The 19,808-nt window shown below is 39.2% G+C and carries 9 protein-coding genes; all 9 read left to right on the top strand.

From position 1 onward, the window contains the following. Positions 1–15 precede the first annotated feature (15 nt). Entirely contained in the window at positions 16–8,058 is an 8,043-nt protein-coding gene (locus I6F65_RS12620) for an Ig-like domain-containing protein (RefSeq protein ID WP_231613173.1), read from the top strand. Further along, positions 8,058–10,178 carry an ATP-binding cassette domain-containing protein gene (locus I6F65_RS12615; RefSeq protein ID WP_197113127.1) on the top strand — a complete coding sequence of 707 codons (2,121 nt, stop codon included), beginning with the start codon at positions 8,058–8,060 and terminating at the stop codon, positions 10,176–10,178. The genes I6F65_RS12620 and I6F65_RS12615 overlap by 1 nt, the downstream gene beginning before the upstream one ends. After that, positions 10,178–11,485 (top strand): HlyD family type I secretion periplasmic adaptor subunit, encoded by a 1,308-nt coding sequence (locus I6F65_RS12610; protein ID WP_024593710.1) that lies wholly within the window; start codon positions 10,178–10,180, stop codon positions 11,483–11,485. Before I6F65_RS12615 ends, I6F65_RS12610 begins: the two co-directional genes overlap by 1 nt. A gap of 12 nt (positions 11,486–11,497) precedes the next feature. Continuing rightward, entirely contained in the window at positions 11,498–12,799 is a 1,302-nt protein-coding gene (locus I6F65_RS12605; protein WP_024593709.1) for a TolC family outer membrane protein, read from the top strand. Positions 12,800–12,801: 2 nt separating this feature from the next. Next, positions 12,802–13,380, top strand: a complete 579-nt coding sequence (locus I6F65_RS12600) for an OmpA family protein (protein ID WP_024593708.1) — start codon at positions 12,802–12,804, stop codon at positions 13,378–13,380. Positions 13,381–13,680: 300 nt separating this feature from the next. Continuing rightward, positions 13,681–14,265, top strand: coding sequence for a YqaA family protein (locus tag I6F65_RS12595; protein ID WP_024593707.1), 585 nt, complete (start codon positions 13,681–13,683; stop codon positions 14,263–14,265). A gap of 92 nt (positions 14,266–14,357) precedes the next feature. Further along, complete coding sequence (locus I6F65_RS12590; RefSeq protein ID WP_197113137.1) at positions 14,358–15,260, top strand: GGDEF domain-containing protein; 903 nt, start codon at positions 14,358–14,360, stop codon at positions 15,258–15,260. Positions 15,261–15,425: 165 nt separating this feature from the next. Continuing rightward, a complete protein-coding gene (locus I6F65_RS12585) occupies positions 15,426–16,787 on the top strand; it encodes a hypothetical protein (protein WP_024612997.1) in 1,362 nt (453 codons plus the stop codon). A gap of 127 nt (positions 16,788–16,914) precedes the next feature. Continuing rightward, positions 16,915–19,638, top strand: a complete 2,724-nt coding sequence (locus tag I6F65_RS12580) for a DUF2339 domain-containing protein (RefSeq protein ID WP_197113119.1) — start codon at positions 16,915–16,917, stop codon at positions 19,636–19,638. Positions 19,639–19,808: the final 170 nt, after the last annotated feature.

Raw genomic sequence — 19,808 nt, 5'->3', positions numbered from 1 at the left:
GTTACTACCATACAAATGGCAGCGGGCGATGACGTAGTTAATAGTGATGAGCAAAGTAATGTAGTAGTAAGCGGTGTAATTGATGAAGCCGATGCAAATCAAACCGCCACCGTAATATTTACTGATGTGAACGGTAAGGAAGTAACGGTTGAAAACGTCGCTATTGGCGCAGATGGACAATGGCAAGTTGATGCAGCAGACATAACAACGCTTGCTGATGGTGAAATTACAGCAAGTGTTAGCGCATTAGACGTTGAGGGCAACTTAGCGACTAACTCAACCACTTTCACCAAAGACGCCACCATTAATATTGATATTGATACTGGTGACAACGGTATTAACAGTAAGGCATTTAAAGCGGGTGAAGTAACCACGATAAACGGTACAACTGATGCTGAGGATACCTCTACCGTAACGCTTACTATTTCTGATGGTTCCAACAGTGAAGTAGTAACTACCACTGTTATAGGTGGCGCTTGGAGCGTTAATGATATTGATGTGTCTGCGCTCGATGATTTACAGCAGTGGACTATTGTTGCGGCTGTTACAGACTCTGCAGGTAATACTGCAGAAGACAGCACGCCAATACTTGATGCGCTTGATAGCCAAATACTTAATGAAAGCAATACAGGTAATGGCGGAACAAGTTCAGCGACTAGCTCAATAGAAATAGATAACGCTGACCTTACACTAAGTGCAAATCAATCAGGTCTTAACGGTTTAAAAGTAAATGGTGAAGCTGTAACTGTTACATTAGCAACTGATGGCTTATCACTACAGGTTAAAGACTCACAAGGTAACCTAGTGTTAAGTGTTGCGCTTGCGGGTGGTGAACTTACTACCACGCTACATGCACCAATTGATCACGAAAGTGAAAGTTTACTTACTGATATTTTTGTAGATGCACTACAAACAGATGGCGATGGCACAACCGAATTAGTAGTTGTACCAACAGCCGTTACTATTACCGATTCAGCCCCACAAAGTAGTGACGACAGCTTTACAGTAACAGAAGCCAACACCGATGCGGGTAAAGTATCAACAGGTAGCTTAGTAAGTAACGACAGTGTAGTTGAGGGCGCACCAACAGTTACAAGCGTAACATTTGATGGCGCTGACTATGATGTAACAGCCGATACACCAGCAACAATAGTAACAAGTGAAGGCACATTAACGGTTAACAGCGATGGCACATGGAGCTTTAATGCTATTGATAACCAATATTCTGATCCAGAACCACAGTTTACTATTGAATACACAATAGAGGATCGCGACGGTGTAGGCAGCTCTACAAGTACAGCCACATTTACTGTACAAGATGGCAGCGCAGCAAGTTTTATAAATCAAACAGCTACTTATACTGAAAGCGATTATGGCGTTACAACAACAAATAACAAACCCTTTGCTGTTGTGGCAGGCTCTGATGCATTAGTCGCCGATTCAATCACCTTTGATGACACTATCACAAACTTAAACGCACTTAATTTAACAAGTGCTGGTGAAGCTATTACCTTTGCTTTAAGTAGCGACGGTAAAACAATTACAGGCTCTGCTAATAGCAGCGAAGTGATTAGCTTTAGCGTAAGCGCAACCCAAAATGGCAAAGATTTAAACGCTAATGTACAAACAACAATTAGCTTACCGCTTGATAACCCTAATGGAGAAGATATTGATTTTGCGCTTTCTCTTAACGGAGAGGATAGTGATAGTACAGCAATCAGCGGTGCGGGTAACGTTACCATAACCATTGAAGATGGCGGCGCGCCAGAAGTTGCAGATACTACACCTACAGCAACACGAGTCAATATTGATGAAAGTGGCTTAGACCCTGCTAATAACACCACAGTATCTCAACAAGGTACCGTGAGTACAACGCTGGGCAGTGATTCGTTAAAATCACTTACTTTCTCTACCGACTCGCAACCAAATTTAACTGCCGGTGGCGTAGCACTTGTATACACCTTAAGTGACGACGGACGTACAATAACCGCCAACACAGGTGACGGCACAGAGACTATCTTTATTGCAACGTTACCTGTAATTGATGGTACAGCAAGCCAAAACTTAACTTACGATTTTACATTATATCGCCCATTTGATAACGATACAGGCGAAGAAGGCGGAACAGGCGTACCACTACAAGTAGAAGTGCAAGACACTGATGGCGATAGCGATACAGCAACGTTAAATATTACCGTTAATGATGGTGGCGCTGAGCATACTCAAAATGATATTGATTTAACTGTTTCTGAAATACCTAACAGCGTGGCAGACAATGACGAAGATGGAGATGGCCAAGCAAGTACTGATACTGATACCTCATTTACAGTAACCGCTGGTCTTGATGATGTAGTGGACATGCAAGTTGGTATAGCAAATGGAGCTGCAGTTTTAGATAGTGGCGGCAATCAGTTAACGCAAACCACGCTTGATAAAGATGGTAATAAAGTAACCACTAACATAGTTTGGTTGATAGGCAGTGACGGTACGGCGCAAGGTGTGTTAGAAGGCACTTCAACAGAGGTCTTTAAAATTACGCTACCAGATATAAATGTAGCAGCACAAACGTCTGCAACCTACTCAATTTCATTTGAAATTACCGGTGCAATAGATCATATCTATAGTACAGATACAGATCCAGATACAGATACACCTCAAATCGTGATCCCAGTATATACAAAAGATACCGATGGCTCACAGGTTATAAGTAACGTCACGGTGACATTAAACGACGGTACCAACCCTGCAATAGCTGACTCAGCTGCAAGTGTTGATGAGGCTAACCTCAGAGATAATGACTCAATAACAACAACGGGGCAAATTACAGTCACGCAAGGCTCTGATGAAGTTATTGAGATTAAGCTTGCAGATGACTTTATAACCACCTTTAAAGACAAAGGTTACCGTACTGCGGATGGAAATAATGCAATTACCATAATTGATAAAAACGCTGATGGCTGGTATATCGCTACAGCGAACGGCGAAGATGTTTTACGCGTTAAATTTAATCCTGACGGCTCTTATACCTACGAGCAATTTACAGCAATAGAACACCCTGATGCTGACGGAACAAATACGCAAGATATCAGCTTTGAAGTAACTGCGGTTGATGCTGATGGCGATACTAATAACGCAGCAGTAACTATTACAGTAACTGATGATACACCAACAGTAGATACCACACCTGTCGCTGTTAACCTTGTTGAGGGCGGCGGTAAAACACTCGAACTGCTTGATATTGATAGCAGTAACTTTGTTGGTAACACCAATAATCCAGGTGCAGATGGTGCTAAATTAGCTTCATTTATTTATGGTGGTACAACGTACACTGCGTTTGACTCAGGCTCTGATTCAACCGGTAACTATAAAGAAGTTGCCTTTAAAGGTGAGGGTAACGGTGATACGTCTGGCACATTAAGAGTATACGAAAGCGGTAAAGTAGTAATTAAAACTGACGAGTTTGCTCAAAGCGCTGACGAGAATTTTACAGACTCTATTAGCTATACCGTTATCGACAACGATGGTGATACCGCAACAGGAAGTATTGATTTAACAATAAGTGATTACAAAGGTGAGTTAACCGTTACTGCAACTGACATTAACGAAGATGCCATTGACGGTAGCGGTAACGCTAACAATGCTCGTAGTAAAGTAACCATTACCATTGATAGAGGTGATATTTCTGACCAAAACGAGGAGGTTAGTGAAATAAGAATTGAGGTAGCGTCTTTACAAGGCGGAAAGCTTTACCTTAATGGTAGTTTAGCTACAAACAGTGCCGATGTTACAATTGTGGATGGCTATTATGTATTTACAGGCGATACGTTAATTATCAACGATAATGAGACGGTTACGGTCGCTAATTTAACTTTTCAACCAGCAGAAAATAGCTCCGATTTTTCTAATACTGTTGAATTTAAAGTTGAAACCACAATAACTATCAAAGATGGTGGAACACCACGAGAGTTAAGCGATTCGACTACCATTTCAGTTGAATCAGTAGCCGATACCCCAGAGTGGGATGCTGGTAATACTTACAAATACACCCTAGATGAAGACTCACCTGAAAACCTCACTATTAGTGCAGCATTAACTGATACTGATGGCTCTGAAGAGCTGACTTATGTAATTTCAGGTTTAGATGAAAACTTAGTACTTAAAATTGGCGGCAGAACAATAACTGAAGGTGCAATACTCACACAAAGTGAACTAAATAACTTAACGGTTAGTAATAAATTACATTCAACTGGCGAATATACGTTTGATATTCAAGCAACAAGTACAGAAAAAGACAATAACAGCACAGCAACGGCTGACAAACAAACAGTTATAGTCACGATTAAACCAGTAGCCGACGCGCCAAAATTAGCTGTGCGCGTTGATACAATTAACGAAGATTCAAACCCTCAACTGAGTGACCTAATAAACGGGCAGCTTGTTGATACAGATGGCTCTGAGCGCCTCAAGTACGAAATAGAAATACCAACTTTTACAGATGCTAATGGTAATGAGCAAGTTGTTATATTATTAGATGGTAATGGAGATGAAGTAAGCCCAGTTGATGGTGTTTACACCATTTTTGACGACAATTTAGCAGATTATACGCTTAAGTTACCTGAGCATTTAGCGCAAGAAGAAATTGCACTTAAAGTAAATGCAATTAGTGAAGAAGTTGTAAATGGTAATGTTGATAATAGTGCAGAAACAGGGGTAAAAGAATTTACCTTTAAAGTAGTGGGTGTTGCAGATTCCCCCGTATTAACAAGCAATAATGACTGGGTATACGACGACGCAGGGCTTACTTTAACAAATACCACCGGTGTAGAAGATGAATTACTCACGCTCGACTTTTTATTCGAAAGTGAAGACACCGATGGCTCAGAAACCGTTAGTTTAGTTATTTCAGAATTGCCTGATGGTGTAACGCTTGTAAATGCAACAACCGGAGAGCCTGCTAATTTACCTGTTGTAGGTATTGGCGCTAATGGTAACCCTAAGTACAGCTTGTTAGCCAGCGAGGCTGATAATTATGCATTAAAACCAAGTGCTGATTTTAGTGGTAACGTTGACTTTAATATTACAGTGGTGACTACTGAGCCCGATACCGGTGAATTTAATACTAAAGATACTGAAATTAAGGCAAGTGTTACATTTACGCCGGTTATTGACTCCACCAACTTAAATACAAATGTTGTTGGCAATGAAGACAGCCAAATCTCACTTAAATTAAATCCTGAACTCTCAGATATTGATGGCTCTGAAAGTATTACAAAAGCAATTATTAATAGTATTCCAGATGGTACAACGCTTTATATAAACGGTGTTGAAACAGCTGTTGGTAGTGGGCTAGATGTTACCGACTACTTAAATACCGATAGTGTAACGCTCAAACCTGATGAAGATTACTCAGGCGAGCTTAGCGTTGATATAACTTACACGGTACAAGATACTTCTGCTGCTGTATCAAGTGATATAAATGCAAATATTGCGGTAACCGTTAATGGCAAAGTAGATGTAGCCTCAAGCATTGAGGCTGACGGCGCTGTTACTCGTATCGAAACCACAAATGAAACCATTACTAATGAAGGAAGTGGTAATGAGCGTCAAATTAATTTAACTGGCGTTGCATCATTCTTTGAAGAGGATATAGATGGCTCTGAGCATATAACATACATCGAAATTATCTTGCCAGAAAACTCCTCATTAAAAGTTATTTACATGCAAGATGGTAAAAATATAGCTTCGCCAGATGGGACTGGCCGCTGGGTTATTCCTATAGACGCTGGTACAAGTGACGCCGCTAAAGACGCCATAAACGATTTACTTAATAACGTAATTATTGAAGCTAATTCATCTACTGGTTCTGACGTTGATGTGACAGTTAATGCACGTGTTAAAGACGGTGACGACAGCGCTCTTGTTAGTGGTAACTTTAAAGTACGGTTTGATATTGGTGGAGAGGGTGAAACGACAACGGCCTCACCAGTTAATACATTACAAATTGGGGATGTTACGGCTGATGAAGGCGGTAGCGTTACTTTTGAGGCAAGTGACTTTAATTTAGGCGAAGCTTTATCTCAAGATGTTGATGACAACTATAACGATGTAATTACTATTTATGTTGAGCAGAGCAGCTTGCCAGAAGGCTTCACTATTGAGGGCGATGGTATAATTGCGGTAGAAACAGACACTGGTATAGAGTACATAATTCCTGAAAGCTCGCTAAGTACAATGGTTATTAACAGTAACGACAGTGACTACTCTGGCTTATTAGAGATTCCAGTAAAAATAGTTGCCGTAGACCCGAGTGGCGACCGCGAAATAGATGAAAACCAATCACTACGTGTGGATATTAACCCTGTTGTTGATGGTGGCACCCTAACCGCTGCAACGCAGACAATTAGTGAAGACAATACAAATACATCACTTGGTATTACGTTTACCTCAACAGACGAAAGTACAAGTTCGCAAGATGGCGGTGTTGAAGAAATTGACTTTACTCAGCCAATAACAATTGAGTTACCAGATGGAGGTACATTATATGACCCTTCGGGTAATTTTGAGTTACAAACTGACGGCAGTTATTTATACAAAGGTGATGGCAGTACATTTGACGCTGATTTAGCCGGTGTTGGGATTAACCCACCTGAAAATGCTAAAGGTGACTTTGATATTGATATTAGCGCAACAATAGTAGATAGAGCCACGCTTTCGACAGGTGAAGTAAAAGCTAGCTCTACTATTAACCAAACAATTACAGTAAACGTAACACCTGTAACAGACGGTGTAACGCTTACTGCTAATAGCGTTACTGGCAATGAAGACAGCGAAATTATACTTACGGGATTAGCGGCTACTTCGCGAGATGACTCCGAAACTACCTATTTTACAATTAGCGGAGTACCAAAAGGTGCCACCCTAATTGATGCGGTAACAGGTGAAGAGCTACAAATAATTAATAATGGTGATGACGGTTCAGAAAATGGCACAACGAGCTGGACTATTCCACGAAGCTTACTTGAAGGAAATGCCGATAACATTGTATTACTACCTCCTCTGGATTTTAGTGGAGACATAACACTAAGCTTAAATGCGATTAGCCAAGATGGTACACAGGGCGAGTTATTACAGCAATCACAAAACTTTATTGTGAGTGTTAACCCTGTAGCCGACAGACTTGATTTTAGTCAAAAACCAGAAGATAACTATTCAGGTGACGAAGATAGCAACGTAACTATTGATCTTGCTGCCTTTAGCACTGAGGCTGATGGTACTGAGCAAGTGCAACTTAAAGTTATTATTAATGGCGATTCTGATGAATCTGCATTAGCTGGGTTAGAAAATGGCTATATAGAACTTGCCGATGGTACTAAAGTTAACTTTGCAAAAGAGGGTAATAACTATATTGCTACCGTAACAAGCGAAGAAGGCAGTGGTATAGAAAACTTTGACTTTAACGCTGGTGGCCTTGCGTTTGGCACATTTAATATGAGCGTTGAGGTAGCGACTATGGATAGCGCAGTTATTAATGGTGAAACCGTTACTGTAACGGGCACACCTGAAACGTCAGACTTTATTGTAGAGTTAGAACCACAAGCAGATGCGCCGTTATGGACAGCCGCTGAGGATGTTACAAGTAATTCAACTAATAATATTGCACTTAACCTTGATGTTGATTTACAAAACCCAGCAGCAGATGAAACCGGCTTTATTGAAATTACTGGCTTACCTGACGGTTATAACTTTAACTTTGGTGAAAAGGTAGGTGGTACATGGACTGTTAATATCAATGATATTGAGTCACTTGAGATTGTAAATGCGGATGCTGGCGATAGTTTTGACTTAACGTTAACTGCATTTTCAACACTTAACGGTGAAACTCAAGCAGCTTCGCCTGAGGAAATCAACGTGACTATTTCTGAGTCGGCTACAACTAGCTCAGCGCGTACCGCAAGTGCGAGCGGCGACAGCGCGCCTGATTATGGTGATATGTCTGGTAGTGGTAATACAGCACATGATGAGACGATTGCTAGTATGACCAGCGGCGATCAAAACTAATGAAGCTAATCCTAAACCGAGAGCAAATACTGGCACTCGGTAAGCACATTGCTGATGCCCTGCATTTACGCCATCAAAGCGATAACTTGTTACTTGGTTTGCCAAGTAATGAGTTTTCGGCGCATCATTTAGAGCAAGCATTAAGTAATATTAATGTGAGTGCGCAGCAGCAAACTACGCCAAAGCATTATGCTTACCCTGCTTTGGTGCTTGATAAAGAAGGCTACTTTTGGTTTTTTGAAAACGAGGGTAAAAGTACGTTTAGCTCACTTGATGAAGCAAAACCTAAACAATTAAGTGATATTGATAAAGAGCTTATTTGGTACTTGTCGCACGATAATGTAACAGATGAGCGCTCAGAAAAACTCCATACACGTATTCCTAGTTGGCTAAAGCCGGCATGGGATCAAGTAAAACCATTTTATAACTCGTTGTTACTCGCCTCGCTAACCGTTAATTTATTAGCTTTAGTGGTGCCGTTGTTTACCATGAACGTATACGACCGCGTTGTGCCTAATGCTGCACTTGATACGTTATGGGTACTGGCAACCGGCGCAACAATAGCCATTGTGTTTGATTGGTTATTAAAACAAGCGCGCGGGCATTTAACCGATGCAGCAGGTAGGCAAATAGATTTACGTATTAGCAGCATGCTATACGCTAAAGTGCTAGGTATGCGCCTTGAGCAGCGCCCAGCCTCTGCAGGTGCTTATGCAAAGCAAGTGCAAGACTTTGACAGCGTACGAGAGTTTATAACCTCAGCAACGCTTGTATCGGTAATCGATTTACCTTTTACATTGCTGTTTTTAGCACTTATTTTTTGGTTAGGTGGCTTAATTGTTTTAATACCGATTGTAGTACTTACTTTGGTTGTTATTACAAGCGCAGTATTACAAGCAAGACTGAGTGAAAGTGTTGAGCAGGCATCTAAGTTATCGACCCAGCGCCAAGCGTATTTAATCGAAAACCTAAACCAGTTAGTAGAGCTTAAACAAATGAACGGTCAAGCAAGTGCGCAGCAAAAGCTTGAACAAACACTCGCACAAATGGTTGATTGGCAAAATAAATCACGCCACAGCGCAACAACGCTTACACACACCGTAGGAAGCCTTAGCCAATTTACCAGTATTGCGCTTATTGTGTTTGGTGTGTATTTAATTAGTAATGGCGACATAAGTATGGGCGCACTGATTGCTATTGTTATGCTGAGTGGGCGCGCATCGGGTTCTATTTCGGCGTTAGCTGGGCTTGTTTTAAAATATAAACAAACACAAACAGCCATTGAGTCGGTTAAAAATATAATGGCGCTTGAGCAAGAACAAAATAGTGGCGAAAACACGATTAATGCGCCTGTAAATGGCAATATTACAGCCCGCCATTTGAGCTTTCAATACCATGAGCAAGAACTTGAGGCAGTGCACAGTATTAACTTTGAAATTAAGCAGGGCGAAAAAATAGGTTTATATGGCCGTGCAGGCTCTGGTAAGTCTACCTTGCTTGCAATTATTGCTGGGCAGTACAGAGCTACATCGGGTCAGCTTTTAATTGACGACATAGATATAAGACACTGGTCGTTAAGTGCGCTGCGTAAACAAAGTGGCTGGGTAGCGCAAAGCCCCAGCTTGTTTTATGGCACAGTGCTTGAAAACATTACTCTAGGCGCACAAAGTATAACCCCAACAAACTTAACCAATGCGTTAGTTAAATCTGGCGTAAGCCGATTTATTGACCGTTTAGAATCGGGGCTTGAAACTCAAGTAGGCGAGTTTGGTCGGCTTTTATCGGGCGGACAACGTCAAGCTGTATGTATTGCCCGCGCTTTGTTAAAAGACGATAACGCATTACTTATTTTAGATGAGCCTTCGTCGGCAATGGACGACGGGCACGAAAAGCTCCTTATTAAAACCCTTCAAGAGCGCACTGAAACGGTTGTTATTTCGAGTCACCGTAAAGATATGCTGTCTATATGCGACAGAATATTTGTGCTCGACCATGGTCGCTTAAAAAGTATAGAAACCCCAAGCTCATTATTTAGTAATAAAGTGCATGGTGGTGTAAAGCTAGTAAGTAAAAAAGTGACAAGGGTGAATAAAACAGAGACTGGGAGTTCATCTAACTAATGGCTGATTTATATATGGGGCAGCTACAAGCTGCTAAACAAGCTAAGAGATTGGTTATTATAGTTTTTGTATTGCTTTTTACTGTGGTTTTATGGGCTAAATTTGCTAAGCTAGAGGAAGTTGTTGTAGGCCAAGGTGCTGTTATACCAGTACAGCGTGTTCAAACTATAGAAAATCTTGATGGTGGCATTTTAAAAGAAGTATTAGTCAAAGAAGGTCAGCTTGTTGAGGTGGGGGATCCGCTGTTATTAATTGATGAGACTCGTTTTGCAGCTGCTTATGCAGAATCAAACCAAGAACTTACGTCGTTATTAGCAAGGCGTAATCGTTTGGTGGCAGAGCTTAAAAGTGTTGTTTTAAATGATAAAAGTAGTTTTGGTGCCGATATAGATCGTTTAGAAATACCTCGAAAAGATATAACCGTAGATGTATACAAACAAGCATACAATACGTATACCTCAAGACTTACTCAGTTAGAATCTCAGCTTCAGCAACGCACTCAAAACTTAATGCAGCAAGAGCAAGCAAGTGTTGAGCAACGTGCAAATATATCGGCACTTAAACAAAACTTAAAACTTATCGCCAGAGAAGTGCTGCTAACACAAGGGGCGGTAGATGCCGGAGCCGTTGCTGAAATGGAATTAGTTAAGCTACAGCGTGATGAAATTGCTATGAAAGGCGAACTAAACCAAGCGAATGCGTTGTTACAGCAATTAAAAGCGGCAAAAAGCCAAGTTAAAGAAGAGCGTAAAGCAATTGTTTTTGATTATTTGGCAGATTCACAAAATCAATTAGATGAAGTAAGTAACGAGCTGGCTAAAATTCAACAAAGTAGCAAGTCGCTAGAAGATAGGCTTATTAAAGCACAAGTAAGATCGCCGGTGCGCGGAACTGTAAAAAATATTGTGTCGCGCTCTATTGGCAGTGTTATAGACCCCGGTGAGGTAATGATGGAAATTGTTCCTCAGAATGATTTGCTCTTAATTGATACCAAAATTCAACCAAAAGATATTGGCTTTATTAGAGTGGGTATGAAAGCAAAAGTTAAATTTACTGCTTACGACTTTGTAATATATGGAGGGCTTGAAGGTGAGGTCACTTATATAGGTGCTGATGCTCAGTATCTTGAAGATGGAACTGCTTACTACCAAGCTTATATTAAAACAACAATAAGCCAAATAGCAGAGCAACCTATCATTCCAGGAATGCAAACACAGGTAGATGTGATTACTGGAAAAAAAACTGTTTTAGATTATTGGCTTAAACCTTTGCTTAGAGCAAAAGCCAATGCAATGCGTGAACCATAATAGGAAGATTAAATGCGTACATTAGGACTACTCTCTGTTTTAGCCTTAACCCCAGGATTATCGCATGCGTTAACGCTTGAACAATCCGTAGCTGAGACGTTAAATACTAATCCGAGATTAATGCAAAAATATGCGAGCTTTGAAGCTAAATATCGTGATAAACGCAGTGCGTTTAGTGAATATTTACCACAAGTTCGTTTATATGCAGCATACGGATATGAAAATGTTAATTATAAATCAGGCCAAGAACTTGATAGTGAATTAAATCGTAGAGAAATTGGTTTAAAAATAACACAAATGTTGTTTGACGGTTTCAGAACCTCATCTGAGGTTGCACGATTAGATAATGAAGCAAAAGCTGATCAATTAGGTCTTATATCGGCTGCTGAAAATATTAGCCTTGAAGTTGTGCAGGTATATTTAGATTTACTTAAATCGGTTGAGTTGGTGCACTTGTCTGAGCAAAATATCGAAATACACAGAAAAATATTAAATGATATTGAACAACGTCGTAAACGTGGTTTATCAAGTGATGCCGATGTAGCTCAGGTGCAATCTCGACTTGCTACGTCGCAATCAAGCCATTTAGCTGCGCAAAATAACTTGCAAGACATTAAAGCAAATTATTATGATTTAGTAGGGCAATATCCTGAAGATTTAATGATTCCAAAAGCGGATGAAACATACTTACCTGCAACTCTTGAAGACGCTGTTAGTATTGCTAAAAAATCACATCCAGAAATAGCCGCTGCTATTTTTGATATTGAAGCCGCTAATAGTCAAATCGAAAGAGAAAAAAGTGATTATTGGCCAAAAGTAAGCTTAGAATTTGATGTGGCTGATAATAACAATATTACAGGTGCACCTGGTCGCGATGAAAACGGGCGAGTAATGCTTACTATGAGCTACGATTTGTATAGCGGTGGACGTACTAATGCACAAACTGATGCGGCAAAATGGCGTTACCAAGAAGCGGTAGCGGTTAAAGATACTACGCACCGCCAAGTTGAAGAAGCAACTAATTTTGCATGGAATGCAAATATGTTTTTAGCGAAACAAAAAGGCTTTTATCAAGAAAATGTTGGCTTTGCAGAGGTTGCCCAAAGAGGTTATGAGCGTCAGTTTGATTTAGGACGACGTTCACTTTTAGACGTGCTTGATTCTCAAATTGAGCTTTTTACTGCTCGTCGTAATTATATTGAATCGGATTATGATCAGCGTGAAGCGAGCTTTAGATTAATAAACGCTACTGGGCGATTAGTTAAAGCTTTGAGAGTTGATAAGCCTGATGCATGGCTATTAGGAGATAGATAAGTATGAAAAGTATTATGTTTTTAAGTGCTGCGTTACTGCTATCTGGCTGTGCGAGTGATGTGAAAAAGTATGAGCATCAAATTCAATCAAACGATTTATTTGATCAAGACCGCGACGGTGTTATTAACGCCAGAGATAAATGCGCAGATACGCCAATTGAAGTGATTACTAATAATGATGGTTGCCCAAGCGAAAAAGAGGTTGCAACCTTTCGAAATATTGTAATTGAGTTTGGTTACGATAAATCTACGTTAACAGATGCTGCTAAGCTAAAGATATCTAACTTTGCAAAAAGTGTGGTGGATTTACCTAATATCACTATTTTATTAATTGGTGATACGAGCACTGAGGGGTCATTACAATACAATCGTAAGCTTGCTTTAAAGCGAGTGGAGAGTGTTAAAACGGCTTTGTTAGCGCATAACGTTAAAAATATTGAGATAAAAGAACAGACGTTTATTAATTCAAAAAATATTCCAAAGTCGCTCGCGGGAAGAAAAACACGTGTTATTGCTTTAGTTAGCGGTGAAACCTCTGTTGAGCTAGAAAGGCAATTTGATGTATATAACACAGGAAATTAAACGCGATACTAAATAAAATTTTATATTTATAAGCCCTTTTTAAGGGCTTTTTTTATAAGCGCTTATTTATTATGGATTTTAAGTTTACATTAATTTTGTTATGTCATTATATGTGAAATGCTTAGCCTTATGGGCAATACAAATTAAATTAAAGCATTACTCATTTCAACGGGTTAAAACTTCATTAGCTGCAATAAATATTAATATAAGTAATTGTATATTGAATATTTAACGTTGTTATTGAGCTTTTAACCGCCGCTATAATTAACCATTTACTTGATGATACAAAAGGATGTTTTAATGGTGATTCAAAAAAAGCTTAAACAAAAAACACGTCAGTTTATAGATTCTAAACACATGCTTACGGGAATTACAGTGGCGTCGTTTTTAGAGTCCACAATAGTGCCTATTCCGCTTGAAGCGGTGCTAGTGCCGTTAATGCAGGCTCGTCGTGAAAAGCTATGGCTTATAGCATTAATGGCGACCTTGGGCTGTGTAGTGGGTGCATTGTTTGGTTACGCGCTTGGTTATTACTTATTTGATGCAGTTGGTGATTGGATTATTAATACACTTTCGAGCCCTGAGCAATTTGAGAGCGTTAAACAAAAAATGCAAGATCAGGGTTTTTGGTTTGTTATAACGCTGGGCATTGTGCCTATTCCGTTTCAAATAGCGATGCTTGCAGCGGGGGCGACTAAATATTCAATATGGTTATTTTTACTTGCTAGCGCAATTGCGCGTTCTATTCGCTATTTTGGGTTAGCGATTGTGGTGTATTACGCGGGTAATCAAGCTGAGCGTGTTATTAGTAAGCATAAAACAAAGGCGATGGTTGGCTTAACAGTTTTAATATTAGGCGCATGGGGAATAAGTACCCTTATTTAATATAAATGTGTTTAGCTTTTCTGTGCACCGCACTTTTGCATGTTGGACAGAAAAATTTGAAATGTTAGCTTATTATGGCTGTAGATTAGATGATGACTCCCGATACGCTTAGCTTAAAGCTAAGCCGCTTTATGCATATTACTTGGTTAAACAAGCTGTTAATGCTTGGCCTACTTTCTTATATTGTTATTTTTTGTATTTACTGTTTAGTTAATTATCCGCTTCAAGATTTACATAAAAATACTTATGGTTTGGCGACTGAGTTTATTAACTTGGTCATTATTGTGACTGTTTTTTGGGTTGTACAATGCTCACAATTAGCAAAAAAAGCGTATATATTTGTAAGCTTAGGTTTAATTTTATGGATTATGGGTATAACAGCACAGCTCCTTGGGGATGTAGTTATACTGCCTTATTGGATAAGCCTTTATTTAGATAGTTTTTGCAGAACCATAGGAATAACTATTACGGCTTATGGCTTATTTAAAACCATATCGTTTATGCAAAAAATGCATAACCGCTTAGCGCAAGAATTTATAGTAGACGATTTAACTCAAGTTTATAACAGGCGCTGCTTTTACAAAGAAGTTAAGAATGCGACTGCGGTACTGTACACAATTATAATTATTGATATAGACCATTTTAAATTAATTAATGATGACTTTGGTCATGATATGGGCGATAAAATTCTTAAAGAGTTTGCACAAAAAATTAATGCTTTATTTGAAAATGAGAATATTTTTGCACGCATTGGCGGTGAGGAGTTTGCGGGTTATTTTCCATCAAGTAACACTGATGAAATAGTTCAGTTTTCTGAAGATATTTTGAATGTTGCACGCACTATTAATATTAAAGATGAACGTTTTGTATCTGTGAGTATTGGCATTGCTAAAAATACTCAATGTGAGCCCTTTGATAGCGTTATAAAACGTGCTGATCAGGCATTATACAAGGCTAAAAATAGCGGGCGTGATCGCTTTGAAATAGCTCAGTAACGCATTTTAACCAAGTGTAAACTTCGTCCTTATTGTTTGCACATTTACTACACTTTTTAACGTTTTCGTAAAGAAGTGTCAGTGCAGGTAATGCTTTGTAAATCATGAAATTAAAATAGAACATTTGGGTCATAATGGGGATATTAATAATAAGGAATAACCTTAATGACCAACTCCCTTTTAAAAGCTGCATTACCACTAAGTTTAATTACTATTTTATCGGGCTGTGGCTCTGATGATAGCTCTAGCTCAACAGGCTACATTCAAATGTATAATGGCTCGTATAACAGCCCTTATACACGTTTGTTTGTTGAAGAAACTGAGCGTTCAGGCGCTGATTTTGCTGATGTAACAACTCGCCATAATTACAGCACAAGTACTTATGATGTAAGTTTTGAGTACTTAGATGCAAACGACAGCTACATAACAATTAGCGATCAAGAAATATCGATTAAAGGCGATAAAACGCAGTTAATCGTAATGAGTGGCGACTTTGCTGAACCTACATTTACAGAGCTTAGTGTTCCTATTTCAAGCGATACAGGTGAGTTTAATTTAGGCTTTTTTAATATTACGGGTGAAGACACCAGCTACGATATTTACATGGCTACCGACGACGGTGTTTTTGAAAGCGCGACGTTATTTGCTTCTGCACAATATTTAAATGAGCTTGATTTACAAGGTGTTGATGAAGGTTATTACACTATTTATATTACACCAGCAGGTAGTAGCGATGTGGTGTATGAGTCGGCATCTGTTTATTTATATGACGAAGCAAGTTATGTGGCAATTATTCGCCCAAGCTACGCAACAGAAGATGACGGTATTACACTCGATGTAGTAACCGACAATAACTATGTAACTGAGCTTAAGCATCAATCTGCATTAGGGCAGTTACGCTTTATTAATACGGTTGATGATTACTCGCCTGTAAGTTTTTCGACTACACGCGGTACAACTGTAAATACAACAAATACGGTAACAAGCGACTCATACACAGATTATGTTGAGCTTTCGCCTAATAGTTACAGTGTGGCTATGTATGATGAGGCAGGCACTAAGCTTGCTGATAACTTTTTAATGACACTTGAGCGTGAACAAAGCGCGGTTGGTATTTTTTATAACGACGCTGATAACGGTTTACGTATGATGAGCGTTGAAGAAAACCTAACACCAAGTAGTTACAGCCATACTGTATCGGTTGTAAACCTTATTGAAAGCTATGCTGGGCAGTCGGTTTCAGACATTGATGTGTACTTTACACTTAATGGCGAAACAGTAGACGATACAACTAACGTGGTTGACGGGCTTGATAAATACGATCAAGAAGAGCAGGTTGTAGATAACGAAATTTACACTGTTTATGCTGTATTTGAAGATAATGGTCAGCAAATTGTGCTTATTCAAGAAGGCGATATGGACTTTACTCAAGAGGGTAACTACATATTAATTTTAGAGCATGATGAAACAACGAGTTCTGGTTATAAAATGACGTTAAATCGGACTATTACCGACAGCGTTGACTAAATTTAAATAAATTAAGTAACTCAAAGCCTAAGCGTGTTAAATGCTTAGGCTTTTTTATAAACAAAATATACATATACAGATAAACATAGGTACACTAAGCAGGTAAAAAATAACAATAGAGTGTGCCATGGATGATTTAATTGGTTTAGCAATAATATTTATATTGGTTGTTTTAGCGGGCGCTATTTGCGGTTTAATTGCGCTTATAAAACTAAGTAATTTAAAGCATGAGGTTGTACTTTTAAAAACAAAAGTGCACAACTTGCAACCCAATACTGCTGGGCAAAACACTACAGCAGTGCAAAAAAACACGGCAGTGCAAAACAATGCTCAGTCAGCAAATTTGCATACCTCCCAGGTTTCAATGCAATCAGTTAATTCATCAAACATCCAAAAGGGTGATGAGTTACTAACTGAGCAAACTATTAAACCAACTATTAGTTCTAATTCTGAACACGTTACTCAAACAGTTCACCCAGCAAGTGCTAAACCCCAATCAGGTCATACAACAAAAGCTAAACCGGTAAAGCAATCTTCTATTGAGTTGTTATTTAATAAACTACGAGCAGGGTTTGAAGAAAACTGGATGACCTGGATAGGCGCAATAGCGCTTGCGTTTGGGGGCATATTTTTAGCTAAATACAGCCTAGAAGCTGGATTACTATCGCCTGTAATGAGGCTGAGTTTAGGCGGCTTATTTGGGCTGGGCTTAATTGCAGCTGCGGCTTATTTGCATTATAAACGTATTGTATTTGAAGGCTTTAATAACTACATACCTGCGGCGCTTGCCAGTGGCGGGTTTATTACCTGTTTTGCTTTAACGCTTTTAGCATACAGTAATTACAATATGCTTAGCCCTACAGTGGCATTTTTTGCACTGGCAGTTATTGCAATTAGTGCGAGCGCTATGGCACTTAGACTTGGTCCTTTATTGGCAGTATTAGGTATTATTGGTGCTTATAGCGTACCAATATGGGTTAATACAGGTAGCGGTAACTTGTTTGCGTTATTTATGTATGTTGGTTTTGTAAGTTTATCGGCTGCGTTAGTTGCGCGTAAAGTACAACGAATTTGGCTTTGGTATTTATTATGGGCAGGGCACATTGGTTGGTATTTAGTGGGCTTTTCATTATTTAAAAATGACACTATTTGGCTTATGGGTGCGTTTGCATTACTAAGTGTTATAGGTTTAATTGCGATACCTCGCTTGGGCTTAAAATTAGATGTTATTGAACATCGACCACACAGTTTAAAACGCCTAACAAAAGTGTTTCCTGATCATTTATTGCTTGTTGCTTTAATAGCACCGCTTGTATTTGCGATGGCTATTGATTCTTTTGATATGCAATGGCAGGTAATTAGCTTAATAAGCATTGTTGTTATTTTATTTTTAGTACTTAAAAATAGCCGCTGGGATTTATGGCAAGGTGTAGCGCTAGTGACTGCTACGGTATTAGTGCTCAGTGCAGAGCAAACCCAATTTACCCCTGAGCTATTTGATGACGCTTTATTTATATTTAAAAACGAATATGGCTTAGGGATATTACTAGGGCTTGCGCTTACGGCTTATGGGCTTTACTACGGTAAAAAGAAATCTAAACGTTTGGCTTTTCATATTACCGCTGCATTTAGCTTATTTGTAATGATAGGTACTTTATACGCAATAATTCCAAATTCGGCGTTAAGCACCGCATACCCATTTTGGGCCGTAATTTTGTTTTTAGTCAGCGCCGCTTTAATTAAATTAGCACAGCAAGGCACTACACTTTGGCAGCGTTTTACGTATTGGGTTGGTGCTAATGCTAACATTACGCTTGCCATAACTATGCTATTAAACGACAGTGGTTTAACTATAGCGCTTGCCGTTCAAGTGTTGCTTATAAGCGTACTGGTTAAGCGCCATAATGTACCTATGCCGCACTGGCCTATAAAAGCGCTAGTAGCTGTATTATTACTGCGGTTGACTGCTGCACCATGGCTAGATAATTACGATGCACTAACTATATTGGGCTTGCATTGGAGTATTGTGGTGTATCCGTTATGTACTGCGTTATTTTTTGTAGCGGCCAAGTGTTTTAACGAATCTAAAATGAAGGTATGGCTAGAGGGCGCTGCGCTGCACTGTTTAGCACTTTTTATTACCACCGAAACAAGTTATCAGCTAGTCGGGCATTATCCGCAATTTGACTCCCTTAGCTTTTACGAGCAAGTATTACTTACCTGTAACTGGCTTGCGCTTGGGTGTGTGTATTTACACAGAGCACGCATTGCAGGTAGTTTAACTAAGTTGTATCAAACAGCGGGCTTTATACTTGTAGGATTAGCGGGGCTTTTTGCACTAAAAACACTGTTAGATAATAATCCGCTATTTGAATCTATTTATGTTGGTGAGTTGCCATTATTTAACTGGTTATTGTTATTGTGGTTAGTGCCTGGTGGGTTAACGCTTTGGCTTTCAACATTTATAAAGCCTATTAACGCTAAAGCGACGCCGTTTATATTGGCTATTGCTGGTGCATTTATTTTATTAGCAATAAACAGTTTTATTCGCCAATACTGGCAAGGTCCTTATATTTATTTATCAAAAGGGGTAAGCGATGCAGAACTTTATAGCTACTCTGTTATTTGGTTAGTATTAGGTGCGGGTACGGTTATTTTTGGTCATCTTAAAAATCAGCTATTAATACAAAAATTAGGCTTAGGTATATTGGCTGCCGTTATTGTAAAAGTATTTTTAATTGATATGGCTAACTTGGAGGGCTTACTTAAAGCGCTTTCGTTTATTGGTTTAGGGCTATCGTTGGTTGGGTTAAGCTGGTTATTCCAAAAGCTTAGAAGCAGAGTTAGTTAGGTAACCTGAACTTTGGATAATAAATCTATCTCAAGCAGCTATTTTCAGCGCTTACTGCGTTGAATTTACTTACAATAGGCCAGCTATTGACGCGTAAGTTTGCCTTGTTTTCACTGAAAACCTCTTAACCAGAGTTCAAGTTAAGTAAAGTTTAGCTAAAGCAAAGCCCA

Source organism: Pseudoalteromonas sp. SWXJZ94C (assembly GCF_015864385.1).
GTDB lineage: Bacteria > Pseudomonadota > Gammaproteobacteria > Enterobacterales > Alteromonadaceae > Pseudoalteromonas.
The sequence above is the reverse complement of the archived record's forward strand: the minus strand, read 5'-3'. Positions and strand labels throughout refer to the sequence as shown.